Raw genomic sequence first — 17,526 nt, 5'->3', positions numbered from 1 at the left:
GTGTTCACTCAGGGCTGCAAACATCAAAACCCCCCGTTCTGTTCCGTATCCTGTGCCCGCTCATTCCCACTGTGTTCGCTCGCAAGCTCCTTCAGGAGAAGCGCGAGTACGCTCCGTACACTCTCCATACGAATTTCCGCGCGGTCGCCGTTCAACCGCAGGGCCTCCACTTTTCCGCCACCGGCGGAACCGGAACCGTGGCCGGCGGGTCCGTCCACGGCCACGAAGACGGTCCCCACGGGTTGCCCGTCCTGCCTCTCGGGCCCCGCTACGCCGGTCGTGGCGATGCCCCAGTCGGCTCCCAGTGCCTTGCGTACACCGGCCGCCATTTGGGCCGCGACCTGCGGATTCACTGCTCCATGCTGTGCCAGCAGGGCGACGTCGACGCCGAGCAGCTCATGCTTCAGCTCAGTGGCGTAGGCGGTCACCGATCCCCGGAAGGCCTTGGATGCCCCAGGGACGGCTGTGATTTCCGCCGCCACCAGTCCGCCGGTCAGCGACTCGGCGACAGCGAGCGTCTCACCGTTCACTACGAGTAGTCGCACCACGTCGGCGGCCGGAGAACTCACGCTTCCGTCTCCTCCAACGCGGCCTTGCGCTCTGCGATTCCTTGCCGGCGCAGCACAATGGCTTGTCTCACATAGTCGAGCCCGGTCACCACGGTCAGCACGACCGCCGCGGCCATCACCCACCACCGCAGGGTGGCCAGCCACCCCGTCAGCGCCAGGATGTACATCCCGACGGCCACGCCCTGCGTGAGGGTCTTCAGCTTGCCGCCGCGGCTCGCCGGGATCACGCCGTACCGGATGACGATGAAACGAAGCAGCGTGATCCCGAGTTCCCTGCCGAGGATGACGCCGGTCACCCACCACGGCAGATCACCCAGCGCGGACAGACAGATCAACGCCGCCCCCATGATCGCCTTGTCGGCGATGGGGTCGGCGATCTTCCCGAAGTCGGTGACGAGGTCGTACGCCCGCGCCAGATGACCGTCGAAGAGGTCGGTGATCATGGCGATGGCGAAGGCGGCCCAGGCCAGCGAGCGCCACGCCGGGTCGTATCCGCCGTCGGCCAGCATCAGCGCCACGAACGCGGGCACGAGGACCAGCCGGAGCATGGTCAGCAGGTTGGCGATGTTCCAGACGCTGGCCTGGTTGACGGCTGCGGCCGCGATCTTCCCGCCGCGCGCGGACTTCGCACCGCCCGGGACGCCCGCTTCGCCGCCTCCCGCCTTCGAGCCGCCCGCCTTCGGGCCACCGGCCTTGGACGAACCCACGGCACTCGCTTTGCCTGCCGCACCCGCCGGGGAGGCGCCACCCGCGGCGGACGCCGGAACTCCGGTCATCTGCCAGCCTCCTCACTACACGCGAGCGTGCCCTGGAGCGGCTCGGCCACCAGGTCGACACCTTCCGTGCCGACCACCTTCGCCTCGACCATACGACCGATGCTCAGTCCCTCGCCGCTCGTGAGCAGCACCTGGCCGTCCGTCTCCGGTGCCTGGTGGGCCGCGCGGCCGTACGTGCCGTCCCCGTCCTCGGAGTCCACCGACTCGACGAGCACCTGCAGTGTCTCCCCGAGGCGCTCCTCGGCCCGCTGCGAGACGAGCTCCTCCGCAAGCCGGGAGACACGTGCCAACCGCTCGGCGACGACGTCCTCGTCGAGCTTGTTCTCGTAGGTCGCGGCCTCCGTGCCGTCCTCGTCGGAGTAGCCGAAGACGCCGATGGCGTCCAGCCGCGCGCCGTTCAGGAACCGCTCCAGCTCGGCGAGGTCGGCCTCGGTCTCGCCGGGGAAGCCGACGATGAAGTTGGAGCGTACGCCGGCCTGCGGTGCCTTGCCGCGGATGGTGTCGAGCAGCTCCAGGAAGCGGTCGGTGTCCCCGAAGCGGCGCATCGAGCGCAGTACGTCGGGCGCGGAGTGCTGGAAGGACAGGTCGAAGTACGGGGCGATCTTCGGCGTCGAGGTCAGCACGTCGATGAGGCCGGGCCGCATCTCGGCCGGCTGGAGGTAGCTGACGCGGACACGCTCAATGCCGTCGACTTCGGCGAGCTCCGGCAGGAGGGACTCCAGCAGACGGATGTCGCCCAGGTCCTTGCCGTACGAGGTGTTGTTCTCGGAGACCAGCATGATCTCCTTCACACCCTGTTCGGCCAGCCACCGCGTCTCGTTCAGCACGTCGCTGGGCCGGCGCGAGATGAAGGAGCCGCGGAAGGACGGGATGGCGCAGAAGGAGCAGCGCCGGTCGCAGCCGGAGGCGAGCTTCACCGAGGCGACCGGGGCGCCGTCGAGACGGCGGCGCAGCGGCGAGCGCGGACCGGAGGCCGGAGCGAGTCCCTCCGGAAGGTCGACGGGCGCATGCCCGGGCAGCGCGACCTCGGCAGGGGACTCCTGCCGCTCGGCCGGGCTGATCGGCAGCAGCTTGCGCCGGTCGCGCGGGGTGTGCGCGGCGTGGATGCCGCCGTTCAGGATGGTCTGCAGGCGGTCCGAGATGTTGGAGTAGTCGTCGAAGCCGAGCACGCCGTCGGCCTCGGGGAGGGCTTCGGCGAGCTCCTTGCCGTACCGCTCGGCCATACAGCCCACCGCCACGACGGCCTGGGTTCTCCCATGCCCCTTGAGGTCGTTGGCCTCCAGGAGGGCGTCGACGGAGTCCTTCTTGGCGGCGTCGACGAAGCCACACGTGTTGACGACGGCGACATCCGCGTCCCCGGCGTCCTCCACGAGGTCCCAGCCGTCCGCCTCCAAGCGGCCTGCGAGCTCCTCCGAGTCCACCTCGTTACGGGCGCAGCCAAGAGTGACGAGTGCGACGGTACGGCGTTCAGGCATGGGCTCAAGACTACTTTGTCTCACTGACAGCCCACGTCGACGGGGTTGGCCGATCTTGGCCAACCCCGTCCACAACCAAACCCTTGAGCCAGACTTATCCGGCCTGCGGGTCGCCCTTCGTGTACGTGAGGCGCTCCACGGCGCCCGGCTGCCAGTCGTCCTCGATCTTCTTGCCGTTGACGTAGAGGTCGATCGCGCCGGCGTCGCCCAGGACGAGATTGATCTTCTCGCTGTCCTGGAAGGTCTTGGAGTCGCCCTGCTTGAGGAGGCCGTCGAAGAGGAGCCGGCCGTTGTGGTCCTTGATGGCGACCCAGCTCCTTCCGTCGGCGGCGCTGACCTGGACGGTCACCTTGTCCTGGGGGACGGCGGCGATGGCGCTGTCCGACGGCTTGGGGTCCTTGGGCTTGTCGGTCTTCGGCGTGGGCGTGGTCTTGTCGGCCGCCGGCGTGGAGCCGCCCTCGGCGACCGCCGACTTGCCACCCTCGTCCTCGCCCTTGAACGCGGTGAACCCGACGAACCCGATCACGGCGACGATCGCGGCGACCATGGCCGCGGTCCAGTTGGGCCCGCGCCGCTCGGGACGGATGCGCTCCGCCTCGAACAGAGGGGCGGCCGGGGTCGGCGCCGGTCGTCCGCCGTGCGAGTCGTCGTACTGGGCGAGAAGCGGGGCAGGATCGAGGTGGACGGCTCTGGCCAGGGTCCGGATGTGACCACGGGCGTACACGTCGCCGCCGCAGGCGGCGAAGTCGTCCGCCTCGATGGCATGCACGATGGCGATCCGGACCCGGGTGGCGTTGGTGACGTCGTCGACAGTCAGCCCGGCATCGATACGGGCCTGCTGGAGGGCACGGCCGATCGAGGGGCGGGCTTCCTCGGACACGTCTTCGAACGGACGCTCGTCTTCAGGGGAGTTGCCGATGGACACGGGGGCGCCTTTCGAGCGTTTAAGCCACCTGTGCTGCAGGTTCAGTCTAGGGGGGGTACGAAAGGGTGGGGCAACCGGGCGGTGGGACTTTGTACGCCATCGGTATGGCCGGACATGCCGATGGTGGGAGTACGAGATTGTCGCGCTTCCTTCAACTTGACGTACGCCGAAGGGGAACGGTTGCTCAATGATCCCTTACGGGTGAGTCACGATCGGACATCGACTCATCACCCACCCGTCGAGGGCCATCACTGTGTCGCTTTTCCGCCCCGGACTCTTTTAAGCCTCCCCGCGGATCAGAGCGAGCACTCCGTCCAGCTCATCAGGTTTCACAAGAACGTCACGAGCCTTGGAGCCCTCGCTCGGTCCGACGATGTTGCGGGACTCCATGAGGTCCATCAGCCGCCCCGCCTTGGCGAACCCGACCCGCAGCTTGCGCTGGAGCATCGACGTCGAACCGAACTGCGTGGAGACCACCAGCTCGGCCGCCTGGCACAGCAGATCGAGGTCGTCGCCGATGTCCTCGTCGATCTCCTTCTTCTGCTTCGTCCCCACGACGACGTCATCCCGGAAGACCGGCGCCATCTGGTCCTTGCAGTGCTGGACGACGACCGCGACCTCCTCCTCGGTCACGAACGCGCCCTGCATACGCGTGGGCTTGTTGGCACCCATCGGCAGGAACAGCCCGTCGCCCTTGCCGATCAGCTTCTCGGCGCCGGGCTGGTCGAGGATGACGCGCGAGTCCGCGAGCGAGGATGTGGCGAACGCGAGCCGTGAGGGGACGTTCGCCTTGATGAGACCGGTGACGACATCGACCGACGGCCGCTGCGTGGCGAGCACCAGGTGGATGCCGGCCGCGCGCGCGAGCTGCGTGATGCGCACGATCGCGTCCTCGACGTCACGCGGCGCGACCATCATCAGGTCGGCGAGCTCATCCACGATGACCAGCAGGTACGGGTACGGCTGAAGCTCGCGCTCACTGCCCTCCGGCGACTTCACCTTGCCGTTGCGAACGGCTTCGTTGAAGTCGTCGATGTGCCGGTAGCCGTACGCCGCCAGGTCGTCGTACCGAAGGTCCATCTCCCGTACGACCCACTGGAGCGCCTCGGCGGCCCGCTTCGGGTTGGTGATGATCGGCGTGATCAGGTGCGGGATGCCCTCGTACGCGGTCAGCTCGACGCGCTTGGGGTCGACCAGAACCATGCGCACGTCCTCCGGGGTCGCCCGCATCATCACCGAAGTGATCAAGCAGTTAATGCAGGACGACTTACCGGAACCGGTGGCGCCGGCAACCAGCACATGCGGCATCTTCGCGATGTTGGCCATCACATAGCCGCCCTCGACGTCCTTGCCGAGCGCGACCAGCATCGGGTGGTCGTCCTCGGCGGCGGCCGCGAGGCGCAGCACGTCACCGAGGTTGACCATCTCGCGGTCGGTGTTGGGGATCTCGATGCCGACCGCGGACTTGCCGGGGATCGGGCTGATGATCCGCACGTCCGGGCTGGCGACCGCGTACGCGATGTTCTTCGTCAGCGCGGTGATGCGCTCGACCTTCACGGCCGGCCCGAGCTCGACCTCGTAGCGCGTGACCGTCGGCCCGCGCGTGAAGCCGGTGACGCGGGCGTCGACCTTGAACTCGGTGAAGACGGTGGTGAGCGACTCGACGATGGCGTCGTTGGCGGCACTGCGCGACTTGCCGGGGCCGCCGCGCTCGAGGAGGTCGAGCGACGGGAGCGAGTACGTGATGTCACCGGACAGCTGGAGCTGTTCGGCGCGCGCGGGCAGGTCGCGCATCTGGTCGGGCGCGGCCTTGGTGAGGTCCGGGACCTCGGCCTTGGCGAGGTTGGTCACCTCCGACTTGGGGAGCTTCTCCTGCTTGGGCCGCGCGGCCGGTACCGGCGTCGGCACCGGGGTGGTCTCCGCGCGGTCGCCCACGCTCACGCCCTGGGTGAGGTCGGCGACGATCGGCGAGGGCGGCATCCCGTGCAGGACGGCGCCGTCGAGCGCGGCAGCGGCGGCCGCGGCGACGTCCACAGCGTCCATGGGACGTTCCATCTCGGGCTGCGGCACCGCCGAGCGCCTCGGCCGGCCGCGACGCCGTGAGAGGGCCTCCTGCTCGGCGCTGTCGGGGTCGTACGCCTCGGGGGCCGGACGGCGCTTGCGACCACGCGCCGCGGGCAGCGACTCGCGCCACTGGTCGTCGTAGCGCTCGTCGTCGTCGGAATACTCGTCGTCCTCTTCGGGGTCGGGCAGGATCCCGAGCTTCACACCGAGCAGCCTCAGCCGCTGCGGGATGGCGTTGACCGGAGTGGCCGTGACGACCAGCAGACCGAAGATCGTGAGCAGCACGAGCAGCGGTACGGCGAGGACCTCGCCCATGGCGTACGTCAGCGGAGTCGCCGCGCCCCAGCCGATCAGCCCGCCGGCGTCCCTTATGGCCTGCATGCCGTCGGTGCGGGCGGGCGAGCCGACGGCGACGTGGACCTGGCCGAGCACGCCGATGACGAGCGCGGACAGGCCGATGACGATACGGCCGTTGGCCTCGGGCTGCTCGGGGTGCCGGATGAACCGTACGGCGACGACCGCGAGCAGTATCGGCACGAGCAGGTCGAGCCGGCCGAAGGCGCCGGTCACGATGATCTCGACGAGGTCGCCGACGGGACCGCGCAGATTGGACCAGGTGCCGGCGGCGACGATCAGCGCGAGCCCGAGGAGCAACAGCGCGATGCCGTCCTTGCGATGGGCGGGGTCGAGGTTCTTCGCGCCCTGCCCTATGCCGCGGAAGACCGCGCCGACCGCATGTGCGAGCCCGAGCCAGACGGCGCGTACGAGGCGGTAGATGCCCCCGGTGGGGTTGGGCGCCGGCTTGGGCGCGGGCGCGGCTTTCTTCGCCGCGGCCTTCTTGGCCGGCGCCTTCTTCGCGGGGGCTTTCTTGGCGGCGGCCTTCTTCGCCGGAGCGGCCGCCTTCTTTGCGGGCGGCTTCTTGGCTGCGGAGGGACGTGAGGCCATGGGTGTGAGGTTACCGGTGGAGAAGACAGCGGACACGTGTGCCCACTGCTTCACCCGTTCGTGTCGCCCTTGCGGGGGCGGTGAACTGACGCCGGTTCACCGGCCGGTCACGCGTCGGACGGCCCGGATATGTGCGCGCGTCAACACGCGCCACCATGACGTCAGTTCTGCGAGGGAACCGAGGACGTGCTTCCGGTGCCCGGCTCCAACGCGTCGAGCGCCCGCCGCAATCCGGTGAGTTTGCGTTCGAGATGAGCCGCCGTGGCCACCGCGGCCGCATCGGCTGAGTCGTCGTCAAGCTGCTTGGACAGCGCCTCGGCCTGCTCCTCGACCGCGGCCAGCCGCGCCGACAGCTCGGCCAGCAGCCCCGCCGGCTCCTTCGAGTCCGCACCCGAGGCCTTGCCGCCGCCCTCCAACTGGAGCCGCAACAGCGCCGCCTGCTCACGCAGCTGGCAGTTCTTCATGTACAGCTCGACGAACACCGAGACCTTCGCCCGCAGCACCCACGGGTCGAACGGCTTGGAGATGTAGTCCACCGCACCCGCCGCGTAGCCGCGGAAGGTGTGATGCGGGCCGTGGTTGATCGCGGTGAGGAAGATGATCGGGATGTCGCGGGTCCGTTCCCGCCGCTTGATGTGCGCCGCGGTTTCGAAACCGTCCATTCCCGGCATCTGGACGTCCAGCAGAATGACCGCGAAGTCGTCCGTCAGCAGTGCTTTGAGCGCTTCCTCCCCGGACGATGCCCGCACCAGGGTCTGATCGAGCGCAGAGAGGATCGCCTCCAGCGCCAGCAGATTCTCCGGCCGGTCATCGACCAGGAGGATCTTGGCCTTCTGCACCATGGCCCGCCCTCCTCGCCCCGGCAGTGCACCGGGCTCCGCCCCAGGGGACGACTCCGTTACGCCGCCCGCCCTCGTGCCGGTCATGGTAGCCGCACCCCGCCTGTCGCCACACCCTGTCACCGCGATGTCACTGTGCACGTAGCAGAAACGTAGCGGGAGACCAGAAGGTTCCCCGAATCCCGCACTTCTACACGGCTTCGAGCACACTGAGTCAGCAACTCCGCGTGAACACTGTCAGCTGCCGTCACTGCTCGGTCATCCACTGATCCATCACCGCCAGCAGATGATCGGGGTCGACCGGCTTCGTCACGTAGTCGGAGGCGCCCGACTCGATCGCCTTCTCCCGGTCGCCCTTCATCGCCTTGGCGGTCAGCGCGATGATCGGGAGTCCGGCGAACTGCGGCATCCTGCGGATCGCCGTGGTCGTCGCGTATCCGTCCATCTCGGGCATCATGATGTCCATCAGGACGACCGCCACGTCGTCGTGCTGTTCCAGGACCTCGATGCCCTCACGGCCGTTCTCCGCGTACAGCACGGACAGGCCGTGCTGCTCCAGGACACTGGTCAGCGCGAAGACGTTGCGGATGTCGTCGTCCACGATCAGCACCTTCTCGCCACCGAAGCGGATGCCCCTGAGCGACTGCGGCGCCCTGATCTGCTCGGGCGCCGACCACTGCTCCTGCTGCACCGGCCGCTGCTCCAGCTCGTTGGCGGCCCTGCGGCGGCGCCTGAAGAGCGCGGCGGCGCCGTTTTGCGTCTCCCGGTACGACCGCACCTCGGCCGGCGTCTCGATCTCCACGTCGGCCAGCTCCGCCAGCTCGGCCGCCGAGGCCACCAGGTCGCCCGCGTCGAGGGACGGCAACTGCTGCTGGTAGCCGTGCGGAGGCAGTTCGCTCGGGTGCAGCGGCAAATACAGCGTGAACGTCGAGCCGCGTCCCGGCTCGCTCTGCGCGTAAATCTCACCGCCGAGCAACTGCGCGATCTCCCGCGAGATGGACAGCCCCAGCCCCGTACCGCCGTACTTACGGCTGGTCGTGCCATCCGCCTGCTTGAACGCCTCGAAGATCACCCGCATCTTGCTGGCCGCGATCCCGATGCCGGTGTCGGTCACGGAGAACGCGATCAGCGGCGCGTCCACCTCGGTCAGCGAGCCGGTTTCCAGCAGCTGCTCCCGGATCTTCTGCGGCACGTCCATCCCGGCCGGACGGATGACCAGCTCGACCGACCCGGAGTCGGTGAACTTCACCGCGTTGGACAGCAGGTTGCGCAGCACCTGCAGCAGCCGCTGTTCGTCGGTGTGCAGGGTGGCGGGCAGCTCCGGCGAGACCCGTACGGACAGGTCCAGGCCCTTCTCCGCAGTCAGCGGCCGGAAGGTGGCCTCCACGTAGTCGACGAGCTGCACGAGCGCGATACGCGTCGGGGAGACGTCCATCTTGCCCGCCTCGACCTTCGACAGGTCGAGGATGTCGTTGATCAGCTGGAGCAGGTCGGAGCCGGCGCCGTGGATGGTCTCGGCGAACTCGACCTGCTTGGGCGAGAGGTTGCCCTCCGCGTTGTCGGCGAGCAGCTTGGCCAGGATCAGCAGCGAGTTGAGCGGCGTACGCAGCTCGTGCGACATGTTGGCGAGGAACTCGCTCTTGTAGCGCATGGAGACCGCGAGCTGCTCGGCACGCTCCTCCAGGACCTGCCGCGCCTCCTCGATCTCGGTGTTCTTCACCTCGATGTCGCGGTTCTGCTGGGCCAGCAGCTCGGCCTTCTCCTCCAGTTCGGCGTTGGACGCCTGGAGGGCCTTCTGCCGGTTCTCCAGCTCTTCCGACCGCTCACGGAGCTGCTCGGTCAGCTCCTGCGACTGCTTCAGCAGCACCTCGGTCTTGGTGTTGACGGAGATGGTGTTGACGCTGGTCGCAATCATCTCGGCGATCTGGTTGAGGAAGTCCTTCTGGATCTGCGTGAACGGCGTGAAGGAAGCCAGCTCGATCACGCCGAGCACCTTGCCCTCGAACAGCACCGGAAGGACGATCACCTGCGCGGGCGGCGCCTCGCCGAGCCCGGAGGAGATCTTCAGATAGCCGCTGGGCGCGTTCTCCACCAGGATCGTGCGCTTCTCCTCGGCGGCCGTCCCGATGAGCGCCTCACCCGGCCGGAAGGACGTCGGCATGGAACCCATCGAGTAGCCGTACGACCCGAGCATCCGCAGCTCGTACTGGTCGTCGTTCTCGGCCGCCAGGTCCTTGCCGTCGAGCAGCGGCATGGCGACGAAGAAAGCGCCGTGCTGCGCGGTCACCACCGGCGTCAGCTCGCTCATGATCAGCGACGCGACGTCCGCCAGATCGCGGCGGCCCTGCATGAGTGCCGAGATCCGGGCGAGGTTGCCCTTGAGCCAGTCCTGCTCCTTGTTGGCGATCGTGGTGTCGCGCAGGTTGGCGATCATCTTGTTGATGTAGTCCTGGAGTTCCTGAATCTCGCCGGACGCGTCGACGTCGATCTTCAGGTTCAGGTCACCGCGGGTCACCGCGGTCGCCACACGCGCGATGGCACGCACCTGCCGAGTGAGGTTTCCCGCCATCTCGTTCACGGACTCGGTGAGGTCCCGCCAGGTGCCGTCGACGTCACGCACGCGTGCCTGGCCGCCGAGCTGTCCTTCGGTGCCCACCTCACGGGCGACTCGGGTGACCTCCTCCGCGAAGGACGACAGCTGGTCGACCATCGTGTTGATCGTCGTCTTGAGCTCGAGGATCTCGCCCCGGGCGTCGATGTCGATCTTCTTGGTCAGGTCACCCTTGGCGATGGCGGTCGTGACCATGGCGATGTTGCGCACCTGACCGGTCAGGTTGGACGCCATCTGGTTCACGGACTCGGTGAGGTCCTTCCACGTACCGGCCACACCCGGCACATGCGCCTGACCACCGAGGATGCCGTCCGTGCCCACCTCGCGGGCCACCTTGGTGACCTGGTCCGCGAACGAACTCAGCGTCTTCACCATGGTGTTGAAGGTGTCCGCGAGCTGCGCGACCTCGCCGCGCGCCTCGATCGTCACCGTCCGCGTCAGATCGCCGTTGGCGACCGCCGCCGCGACCTGGGAGATGTTCCGCACCTGGACGGTCAGGTTGTTGGCCATCAGGTTGACGTTGTTGCTGAGGTCCTTCCAGATGCCCGTGGCGCCCGGCACGTGCGCCTGGCCGCCGAGGATGCCGTCCGTGCCCACCTCACGGGCCACTCGGGTCACCTGCTCGGCGAAGGACGACAGCTGGTCCACCATCGTGTTCACGGTGGTGACGAGCTCGAGGATCTCGCCCTTTGCGTCGACGGTGATCTTCTTCGACAGGTCACCCTTGGCGACCGCCGTCGTGACCTCGGCGATGTTGCGCACCTGGATCGTCAGGTTGTTCGCCATGAAGTTCACGGACTGCGTGAGGTCCTTCCAGGTGCCGGAGACACCCTGCACCTCGGCCTGCCCGCCGAGGATGCCCTCCGTGCCCACCTCACGGGCCACACGCGTGACTTCTTCGGCGAAGGACGACAGCTGGTCCACCATCGTGTTCAGGGTGTTCTTCAGCTCCAGGATCTCCCCGCGCGCGTCCACGGTGATCTTCTGGGACAGGTCACCCCGAGCCACCGCCGTGGCGACCTGTGCGATGTTGCGCACCTGGCCGGTCAGGTTGGAGGCCATGCCGTTCACGGAGTCGGTCAGGTCACGCCACACACCGGCGACGCCGGGCACCTGCGCCTGTCCGCCCAGGCGGCCCTCGGTACCCACCTCACGCGCGACCAGGGTCACCTGATCGGCGAAGGACGACAGCTGGTCGACCATCGTGTTGATGGTGTTCTTCAGCTCCAGGATCTCGCCGCGCGCGTCGACGTCGATCTTCTGGGACAGGTCACCCCGGGCCACCGCCGTGGTCACCTGGGCGATGTTGCGCACCTGGGCGGTCAGGTTTCCCGCCATGCCGTTGACGGAGTCGGTGAGCTCCTTCCATGTACCGGCCACACCCGGTACGACCGCCTGCCCGCCCAGCCGGCCCTCGGTGCCCACGTCCCGGGCCATGCGCGTGACCTGGTCGGCGAACGACGACAGCTGGTCCACCATCGTGTTCACGGTGTTCTTCAGCTGGAGCATCTCGCCGGAGACGTCCACGGTGACCTTCTGCGACAGGTCGCCGTTGGCCACCGCCGTGGTCACCTGAGCGATGTTCCTCACCTGTCCGGTGAGGTTGCGGAACGCTGTGTTGACGGAGTCCGTCAGGTCCTTCCAGGTCCCCGCGGCCCCTGGCACCTGCGCCTGACCGCCGAGCTCACCCTCCACACCGACCTCACGCGCGACACGCGTGACCTCGGAACCGAACGACGACAGCTGGTCGACCATGCCGTTGACGGTGTTCTTCAGCTCGAGCATCTCGCCGGCCACGTCGACCGTGACCTTCTGCGACAGGTCACCATTGGCCACGGCCGTGGTGACCGCCGCGATGTCCCTCACCTGAATGGTCAGATTCCGGAACACCGTGTTGACGGAGTCCGTGAGGTCCTTCCACGTGCCCGCCGCGCCCGGCACGTTCGCCTGGCCGCCCAGCCGGCCCTCGGCGCCGACCTCGTTGGCCACGCGCGTGACCTCGTCCGCGAAGATCCGCAGCGTCTCGGTCATCTGGTTGATCGTGTCCGCGAGCTGTGCAACCTCGCCGCGTGCCGACACGGTCACCTTCTGCGACAGGTCACCATTGGCGACCGCGGTCGTCACCTGTGCGATTCCTCGCACCTGCGCGGTCAGGTTGCCGGCCATGAGGTTCACCGAATCGGTGAGGTCCTTCCACACGCCGGCCACACCGGGCACCTGCGCCTGACCGCCCAGCTCGCCCTCGGTGCCCACCTCGCGCGCGACTCGCGTCACCTCGGAGGAGAAGGACGACAGCTGGTCCACCATCGTGTTGACGGTGTTCTTCAGCTCCAGCATCTCGCCGGCCACGTGAACCGTGACCTTCCGGGACAGATCACCCTTGGCAACCGCGGTGGTCACCAGCGCGATGTCCCTGACCTGGGCCGTCAGCCGGTACGCCATGGTGTTGACGGAGTCCGTGAGGTCCTTCCACGAACCCGACATGCCACGCACGCGTGCCTGCCCGCCGAGCTTGCCCTCGGTGCCCACCTCGCTGGCCACGCGCGTGACCTCGTCGGTGAACGTCGACAGCTGATCGACAAGGTTGTTTACGGTCCGCCCGACCTTGAGGAACTCCCCTCGCAGGGGATGCCCGGTCCCGTCCTGGGCCTGCGTCCGCAGCTCCATGCGCGGCGACAGATCACCGTCGGCCACCGCGGACAGCACCCGGCCGACCTCGGAGACGGGCCGTACGAGGTCGTCGACCAGGGCGTTGGAGTTGTCGACGGCGGCCGCCCAGGAGCCCTCACAGGCACCTGTCTCCAGCCGTTCCGTGAGTTTGCCCTCGCGGCCGACCATGCGCCGCACCCGCGCCAACTCACCCGTCAGATGAAGATTGCGGTCGGCCACCTCGTTGAAGACGGCCGCGATCTCCGACATCACGCCGTCCCCGGACACCGTGAGCCGCTTCCGGAAGTTCCCGTCGCGCATCGACACAAGGGCCGTCAGCAGCCGGTTCAGGGCAGCTGTGTCCACCGCAGTGGTCCCGCCTCGCGTTTTGCGCTCGTTCCTCAGGGACTGTCCGCCTTTCGCGCGCGTCTTAGTGCCCCGCGTCGCTGCGCCAGACTCCACTGTGTCCCTCCCGCAGGGGTCGACCGTTACTGCTGTGCTCGGGTTCTACTGTTCGGCGTACCCGTTACTGATGGGTATTCCTGCCGGATATACCAGGCCACACCACCTGCTGCTGCCCGCGATACGCGAACGACACTCGGCCTGCCCGGACCTTCACAAGAAGCTTGCCCAGTGTTTCACCCCCGCCGAACCCGGCCATAACAGTTCGGCAGCTTCGCACATCGTCCGCACACCCTCCGGACGGAAACACTGCAGACCGGCATCCGCATGGACGGCGAAGGTAAGTAACCTTGCATGCGGCTGTCCAGCCGCGCCGGTCCGTCCGGCCTGGGCGGTGGCAGGAGGAGCAACGAGCGGGCATCGGAGGGGCAGCCGGACATGACCACCGGACTGATCCCGGGGGGACAATCCCCGGAGCGGCCGACAGGCGCGCAGATGCCGCACCAGCGGCACGAGCTGGCCGGCCACGGGGCCTTGCACGTCGACAACCGGACGAGGAGTTCTGTGATCACCGCGCGCGCGGCAGCCAGCTTCGACCCCGTCGGGCGATCGGTCGCGAGCGCCCGCTCCTTCGTCCGCGACACACTCCAGGGCTGGGGCTTCGCCGACATCGTCGACGACGCCGTGGTCCTCACCAGTGAATTGGTGACGAACGCCGTGGTGCACGCGGGTACCTCCGCGGACGTTCTGTGTCTGCGCAGTGACGACGGTGTACGCGTCGAGGTGGCCGACCGGTATCCGGAGCGCGAGATCCCCCTCCAGGGCTCGCCCGTCAACATGGGCAGCCCCGACCGCGAGGGCGGCCGAGGCCTCCAGCTGTGCGCGGCCCTGGCCGGCCGCTGGGGCGTCGAGTACACACCCACACACAAGCAGGTCTGGTTCCAACTGGACCTCCCCGAGCGCCCGGTGGGCACCCGCGCGGCAGGCCCGTCGCTGCCTTCCGACCTCCTCCCCCTCGCCGACGGCCGCGTCCGCGTCGCGGTCGTCCAGATCGACCGTTCGGGCGCCATCTCGTCCTGGAACGAGGATGCGGAGGACCTCTTCGGCTATGCGGCCGAGCAGGTCACCGGCAAGCCCCTCACCGACCTCGCCGCCTGGCCGCACACCCCGGGCACAAGCACCGGAATCGCCGAGGCACTCCAACTCTCGCGCTGGGAAGGCAGCTACGGCATAAGGGGCGCCAACGGCCGCGTCACGCCGGTGTACGCCTCCCACCTCCGCGTCCGTGACACGGGCGGCGAACCGTCAACGGTCTGCCTCCTGGTCCGGGACCACGAACGGGCTGTTCTGCAGACCCCGTTGCGCATCCCGGCCTCCGACACCACCAACGAGGCCCAGAGCACGGACCCGTTCGAGGTGTTCATCGGCTCACCCGCCCCGGACGACCTCGACGGCCTCCTCCAGCGCACGGTGGAACGCGCCCGAGACATGCTCGACGGCGACTCCGCGTTCCTGCTCCTGGCAACCGACGACGAGACGGAGTTGGAGGTCCGCGCCTCCACCGGCCTGCCCTCCGCCCGCCAGCGCTTCGCGCGCGTGCCCGTCGAGGCAGGCCCCGGCCGCTACGGCTCGGCCCGGATGCCGGCGGTCCACGAGGACCTCACGATGGTCCCCGGCGCCGTCCCGCTTCTCAGGGGCACCGGCATGCGCTCGGTCGTCACCGTCCCCCTGAAGGTCGAGGGCCGCCTCACCGGCTCCCTGGGCGTCGCTGCCGAGGCACCCGCGAGATACTCCAACGAGGAGGCGCTGCGCCTCCAGTTCGCGGCCGACCGCATCGCCCTGGCCGTGGAGTCGGCCCGCCTGGGCGAACTGGAACGCCTGCGCCGGGGCTCGCTCAGCTTCCTCGTCGAGGCCTCCGACCTGCTCGCCGGAACCCTGGACCGCGACCAGACCCTGGCCCTGATGGCCCAGATGACGGTCCCGACCCTTGCCACCTGGTGCGCCGTCTACACGATCGCCGACCAGGCCTCGGAGCCGTACCTGTCGTACGTCCTGCACGAGGACGAGGAACTCATCGACGGCATTAAGTCCTTGCTGTCGAAGATCTCCCCTCCCGACCCCGTCCCCACCCCAGGCGCCCGCGTCTGGTCGGCCCCGGCCCAGGCGGCCCACCAGGCGGCCCTGCGCACCTCCATGCGCAGCCTGGGCCTCGGCGAGCCCCCGCACCGGGTCAGCTCGGGCATCGGCATCGGCCCCACCCTGGCCACGGCGTCCGCGGTGGGCGGCGAGACGGTCGTACTGCCGCTGGTGGCCCGCAACCGCGTCATCGGCATGTTGACGCTCGGCAAGCCGACGGACGAACACTTCCGCCAGGAAATCCTGGAGCTGGCGGAGGACCTCTCACGAAGGGCCGCCCTGGCCCTGGACAACGCCCGTCTCTACTCCGAGCGCACCGCCATCAGCCAGTCCCTGCAGCGCAGCCTCCTGCCGCCCGAGCTGCCCCTGATCGACGGCGTCGAGGTCGAGGTCATCTACCGCGCGGCCGGCGAGGGCAACGAGGTCGGCGGCGACTTCTACGACCTCTTCCCGATCAGCGACGGTGCCTACGGCTTCGCCATCGGCGACGTCTGCGGTACGGGCCCGAACGCGGCGGCGGTCACGGGCCTCGCCCGGCACGCACTCCGGCTCCTCGCGCGTGAGGGGCTCAGCGGCCCGGCGGTGCTGGAGCGCCTCAACTCCGCGATCCTCGACGAGGGCGCCCGCAGCCGCTTCCTGACGCTCCTCTACGGCGAGTTGAGGCCCCAGGAGGACGGCAGCGCCGAGCTGAAGGTGGTCTGCGCCGGCCACCCCCTGCCCCTCCGCCTGCGCCAGGACGGCACGGTCGAACCGGCAGCCGAACCCCAGCCGCTCCTCGGTGTCATGGAGGACCTGGAGCTCTACGAGCAGACGGTCACCCTCGACCCCGGTGACGTCCTCCTCTGCGTCACGGACGGCGTCACCGAACGCCGCGAGGGCAGCCGGATGCTGGGCGACGACGGCCTCACCGACGTCCTCACCACCTGCACGGGCCTGACGGCGGGCGCAGTGGCGGCCCGCATCATGCGCGCGGTCGAACGCTTCGCCTCGGACGCCCCGTCCGACGACATGGCCATCCTGGCCATGCGCGTCCCTGGCCTTCACACGGACTAGGGACCGGGGACGACACGGGGGAAGACATGCAAAAGGCCCCGCCCAATTGGGCGGGGCCTTCAGTCTGGAGCCCCCAAACGGAATCGAACCGTTGACCTTCTCCTTACCATGGAGACGCTCTACCGACTGAGCTATAGGGGCCTGTCACCTTTTGCGAAGTTTCCCTCGCGGCAACGGAATAGATCATACCCCGAACACACCCGTGCTCCCAAACCCGCTCAGAACGCGGGCTGGAGAAGCCCCCCGAGCGCATTGCAGGCGGACACGATCCGTTGCATGTCCTTCTTGGTCAGAGCCGCGTCGACGGGCAGGGCCAACGTTTCATCAGCCGCCCGCTCGGTCTCCGGCAGGGACACACACCGACGGAACTCGGGCAGCCTGTGCACGGGCGTCTTCACCGGCACCCGGCACTCAACTCCCCTGGCTCGCACGGCCCGAGCGAATGCGTCGCGATCCGGCCGCCCGTTCCCCGGCACGCGCACGACGTACTGCTGATAGGTGTGCCCGTCACCACCATCGGGCGTCTGTACGCCCCTCAACCTCGCGTCCAGGTAAGCGGCCCGCTGCCGACGCTGAGCAATCTCGTCGTACGGAACCTCGGACTCGCCCTGCTCCAGCACCAACAGCTCATGCCGCTGCCCGATCTCGTGCAACCGCGCGATGTCGGCCCACCGGCCGAAACGATGTACGGCGACGACAGCCGCCGTCCGCGAGGTGACGACCGCCTCGACAGCGCCGGCGTCCAGGCAGTACGTCACCGGATCTATGTCGGCGAACACCGGCAGCGCCCCGGCCAGGATCACGGCCTCGGCGACTTCGACGTTCCCGAAGGCCGGTACGACAACCTCGTCACCGACTCCGACGCCGGCGGCCCTGAGCATTGCAGCAGTACCCATGTGTGGGATGTTGGTTGCGAAACGTGAACTTCAGGTGACGCACAACAAAAAAGGGTTGGTCCCGGAACCGAAGTTCCGGGACCAACCCTATTAAAAGGAGTTCGGCGGCGTCCTACTCTCCCACAGGGTCCCCCCTGCAGTACCATCGGCGCTGTAAGGCTTAGCTTCCGGGTTCGGAATGTAACC

General features: G+C 68.4%; 9 protein-coding genes, 1 tRNA gene and 1 rRNA gene. 1 reads left to right on the top strand and 10 read right to left on the bottom strand.

Annotated features, from left to right (window positions below):
- Nucleotides 1-23 precede the first annotated feature (23 nt).
- The 7 genes from ACZ7M7_RS21680 to ACZ7M7_RS21650 form a co-directional block, all read right to left on the bottom strand.
- Nucleotides 24-569 carry a CinA family protein gene (locus tag ACZ7M7_RS21680; protein ID WP_472119322.1) on the bottom strand — a complete coding sequence of 182 codons (546 nt, stop codon included), beginning with the start codon at nt 567-569 and terminating at the stop codon, nt 24-26.
- A complete protein-coding gene (gene pgsA, locus ACZ7M7_RS21675) occupies nt 566-1,345 on the bottom strand; it encodes a CDP-diacylglycerol--glycerol-3-phosphate 3-phosphatidyltransferase (RefSeq protein ID WP_383604899.1) in 780 nt (259 codons plus the stop codon). The genes ACZ7M7_RS21680 and pgsA overlap by 4 nt, the downstream gene beginning before the upstream one ends.
- Entirely contained in the window at nt 1,342-2,820 is a 1,479-nt protein-coding gene (gene rimO, locus ACZ7M7_RS21670; protein ID WP_472119319.1) for a 30S ribosomal protein S12 methylthiotransferase RimO, read from the bottom strand. Before rimO ends, pgsA begins: the two co-directional genes overlap by 4 nt.
- Nucleotides 2,821-2,914: 94 nt before the next feature.
- Nucleotides 2,915-3,745, bottom strand: coding sequence for a helix-turn-helix domain-containing protein (locus tag ACZ7M7_RS21665; RefSeq protein ID WP_472119316.1), 831 nt, complete (start codon nt 3,743-3,745; stop codon nt 2,915-2,917).
- Between the two features lie 279 nt (nt 3,746-4,024).
- Nucleotides 4,025-6,754, bottom strand: coding sequence for a DNA translocase FtsK (locus tag ACZ7M7_RS21660; protein WP_472119313.1), 2,730 nt, complete (start codon nt 6,752-6,754; stop codon nt 4,025-4,027).
- A 161-nt stretch (nt 6,755-6,915) separates the two neighbouring features.
- Nucleotides 6,916-7,596: a response regulator gene (locus tag ACZ7M7_RS21655; protein WP_383604911.1), complete on the bottom strand. Its 681-nt coding sequence runs from the start codon at nt 7,594-7,596 to the stop codon at nt 6,916-6,918.
- A gap of 244 nt (nt 7,597-7,840) precedes the next feature.
- Nucleotides 7,841-13,315 (bottom strand): HAMP domain-containing protein, encoded by a 5,475-nt coding sequence (locus ACZ7M7_RS21650; protein WP_472119310.1) that lies wholly within the window; start codon nt 13,313-13,315, stop codon nt 7,841-7,843.
- 378 nt (nt 13,316-13,693) lie between these two features.
- On the opposite strand from ACZ7M7_RS21650, the gene ACZ7M7_RS21645 reads away from it, so the two are divergent.
- A complete protein-coding gene (locus ACZ7M7_RS21645) occupies nt 13,694-16,444 on the top strand; it encodes a SpoIIE family protein phosphatase (protein ID WP_383604917.1) in 2,751 nt (916 codons plus the stop codon).
- A gap of 65 nt (nt 16,445-16,509) precedes the next feature.
- Here the strand turns inward: ACZ7M7_RS21645 and ACZ7M7_RS21640 are convergent.
- The 3 genes from ACZ7M7_RS21640 to rrf all read right to left on the bottom strand — a co-directional run.
- A tRNA-Thr gene (locus tag ACZ7M7_RS21640) sits at nt 16,510-16,585 on the bottom strand.
- A gap of 77 nt (nt 16,586-16,662) precedes the next feature.
- A complete protein-coding gene (locus tag ACZ7M7_RS21635; protein WP_472120240.1) occupies nt 16,663-17,325 on the bottom strand; it encodes a DegT/DnrJ/EryC1/StrS family aminotransferase in 663 nt (220 codons plus the stop codon).
- A 114-nt stretch (nt 17,326-17,439) separates the two neighbouring features.
- Nucleotides 17,440-17,526: ribosomal RNA gene (gene rrf / locus ACZ7M7_RS21630) — 5S ribosomal RNA — on the bottom strand; the annotation flags it as partial.

The organism is Streptomyces sp. NPDC111606 (assembly GCF_055656945.1).
The sequence above is the reverse complement of the archived record's forward strand: the minus strand, read 5'-3'. Positions and strand labels throughout refer to the sequence as shown.

Bases quoted from the DNA above. Each gene is read 5' to 3' on its own strand.
- ACZ7M7_RS21645 (WP_383604917.1), top strand. From the start codon at position 13,694: ATGACCACCGGACTGATCCCGGGGGGACAATCCCCGGAGCGGCCGACA.
- ACZ7M7_RS21660 (WP_472119313.1), bottom strand. From the start codon at position 6,754: ATGGCCTCACGTCCCTCCGCAGCCAAGAAGCCGCCCGCAAAGAAGGCG.
- ACZ7M7_RS21655 (WP_383604911.1), bottom strand. From the start codon at position 7,596: ATGGTGCAGAAGGCCAAGATCCTCCTGGTCGATGACCGGCCGGAGAAT.
- ACZ7M7_RS21635 (WP_472120240.1), bottom strand. From the start codon at position 17,325: ATGCTCAGGGCCGCCGGCGTCGGAGTCGGTGACGAGGTTGTCGTACCG.
- rimO (WP_472119319.1), bottom strand. From the start codon at position 2,820: ATGCCTGAACGCCGTACCGTCGCACTCGTCACTCTTGGCTGCGCCCGT.
- pgsA (WP_383604899.1), bottom strand. From the start codon at position 1,345: ATGACCGGAGTTCCGGCGTCCGCCGCGGGTGGCGCCTCCCCGGCGGGT.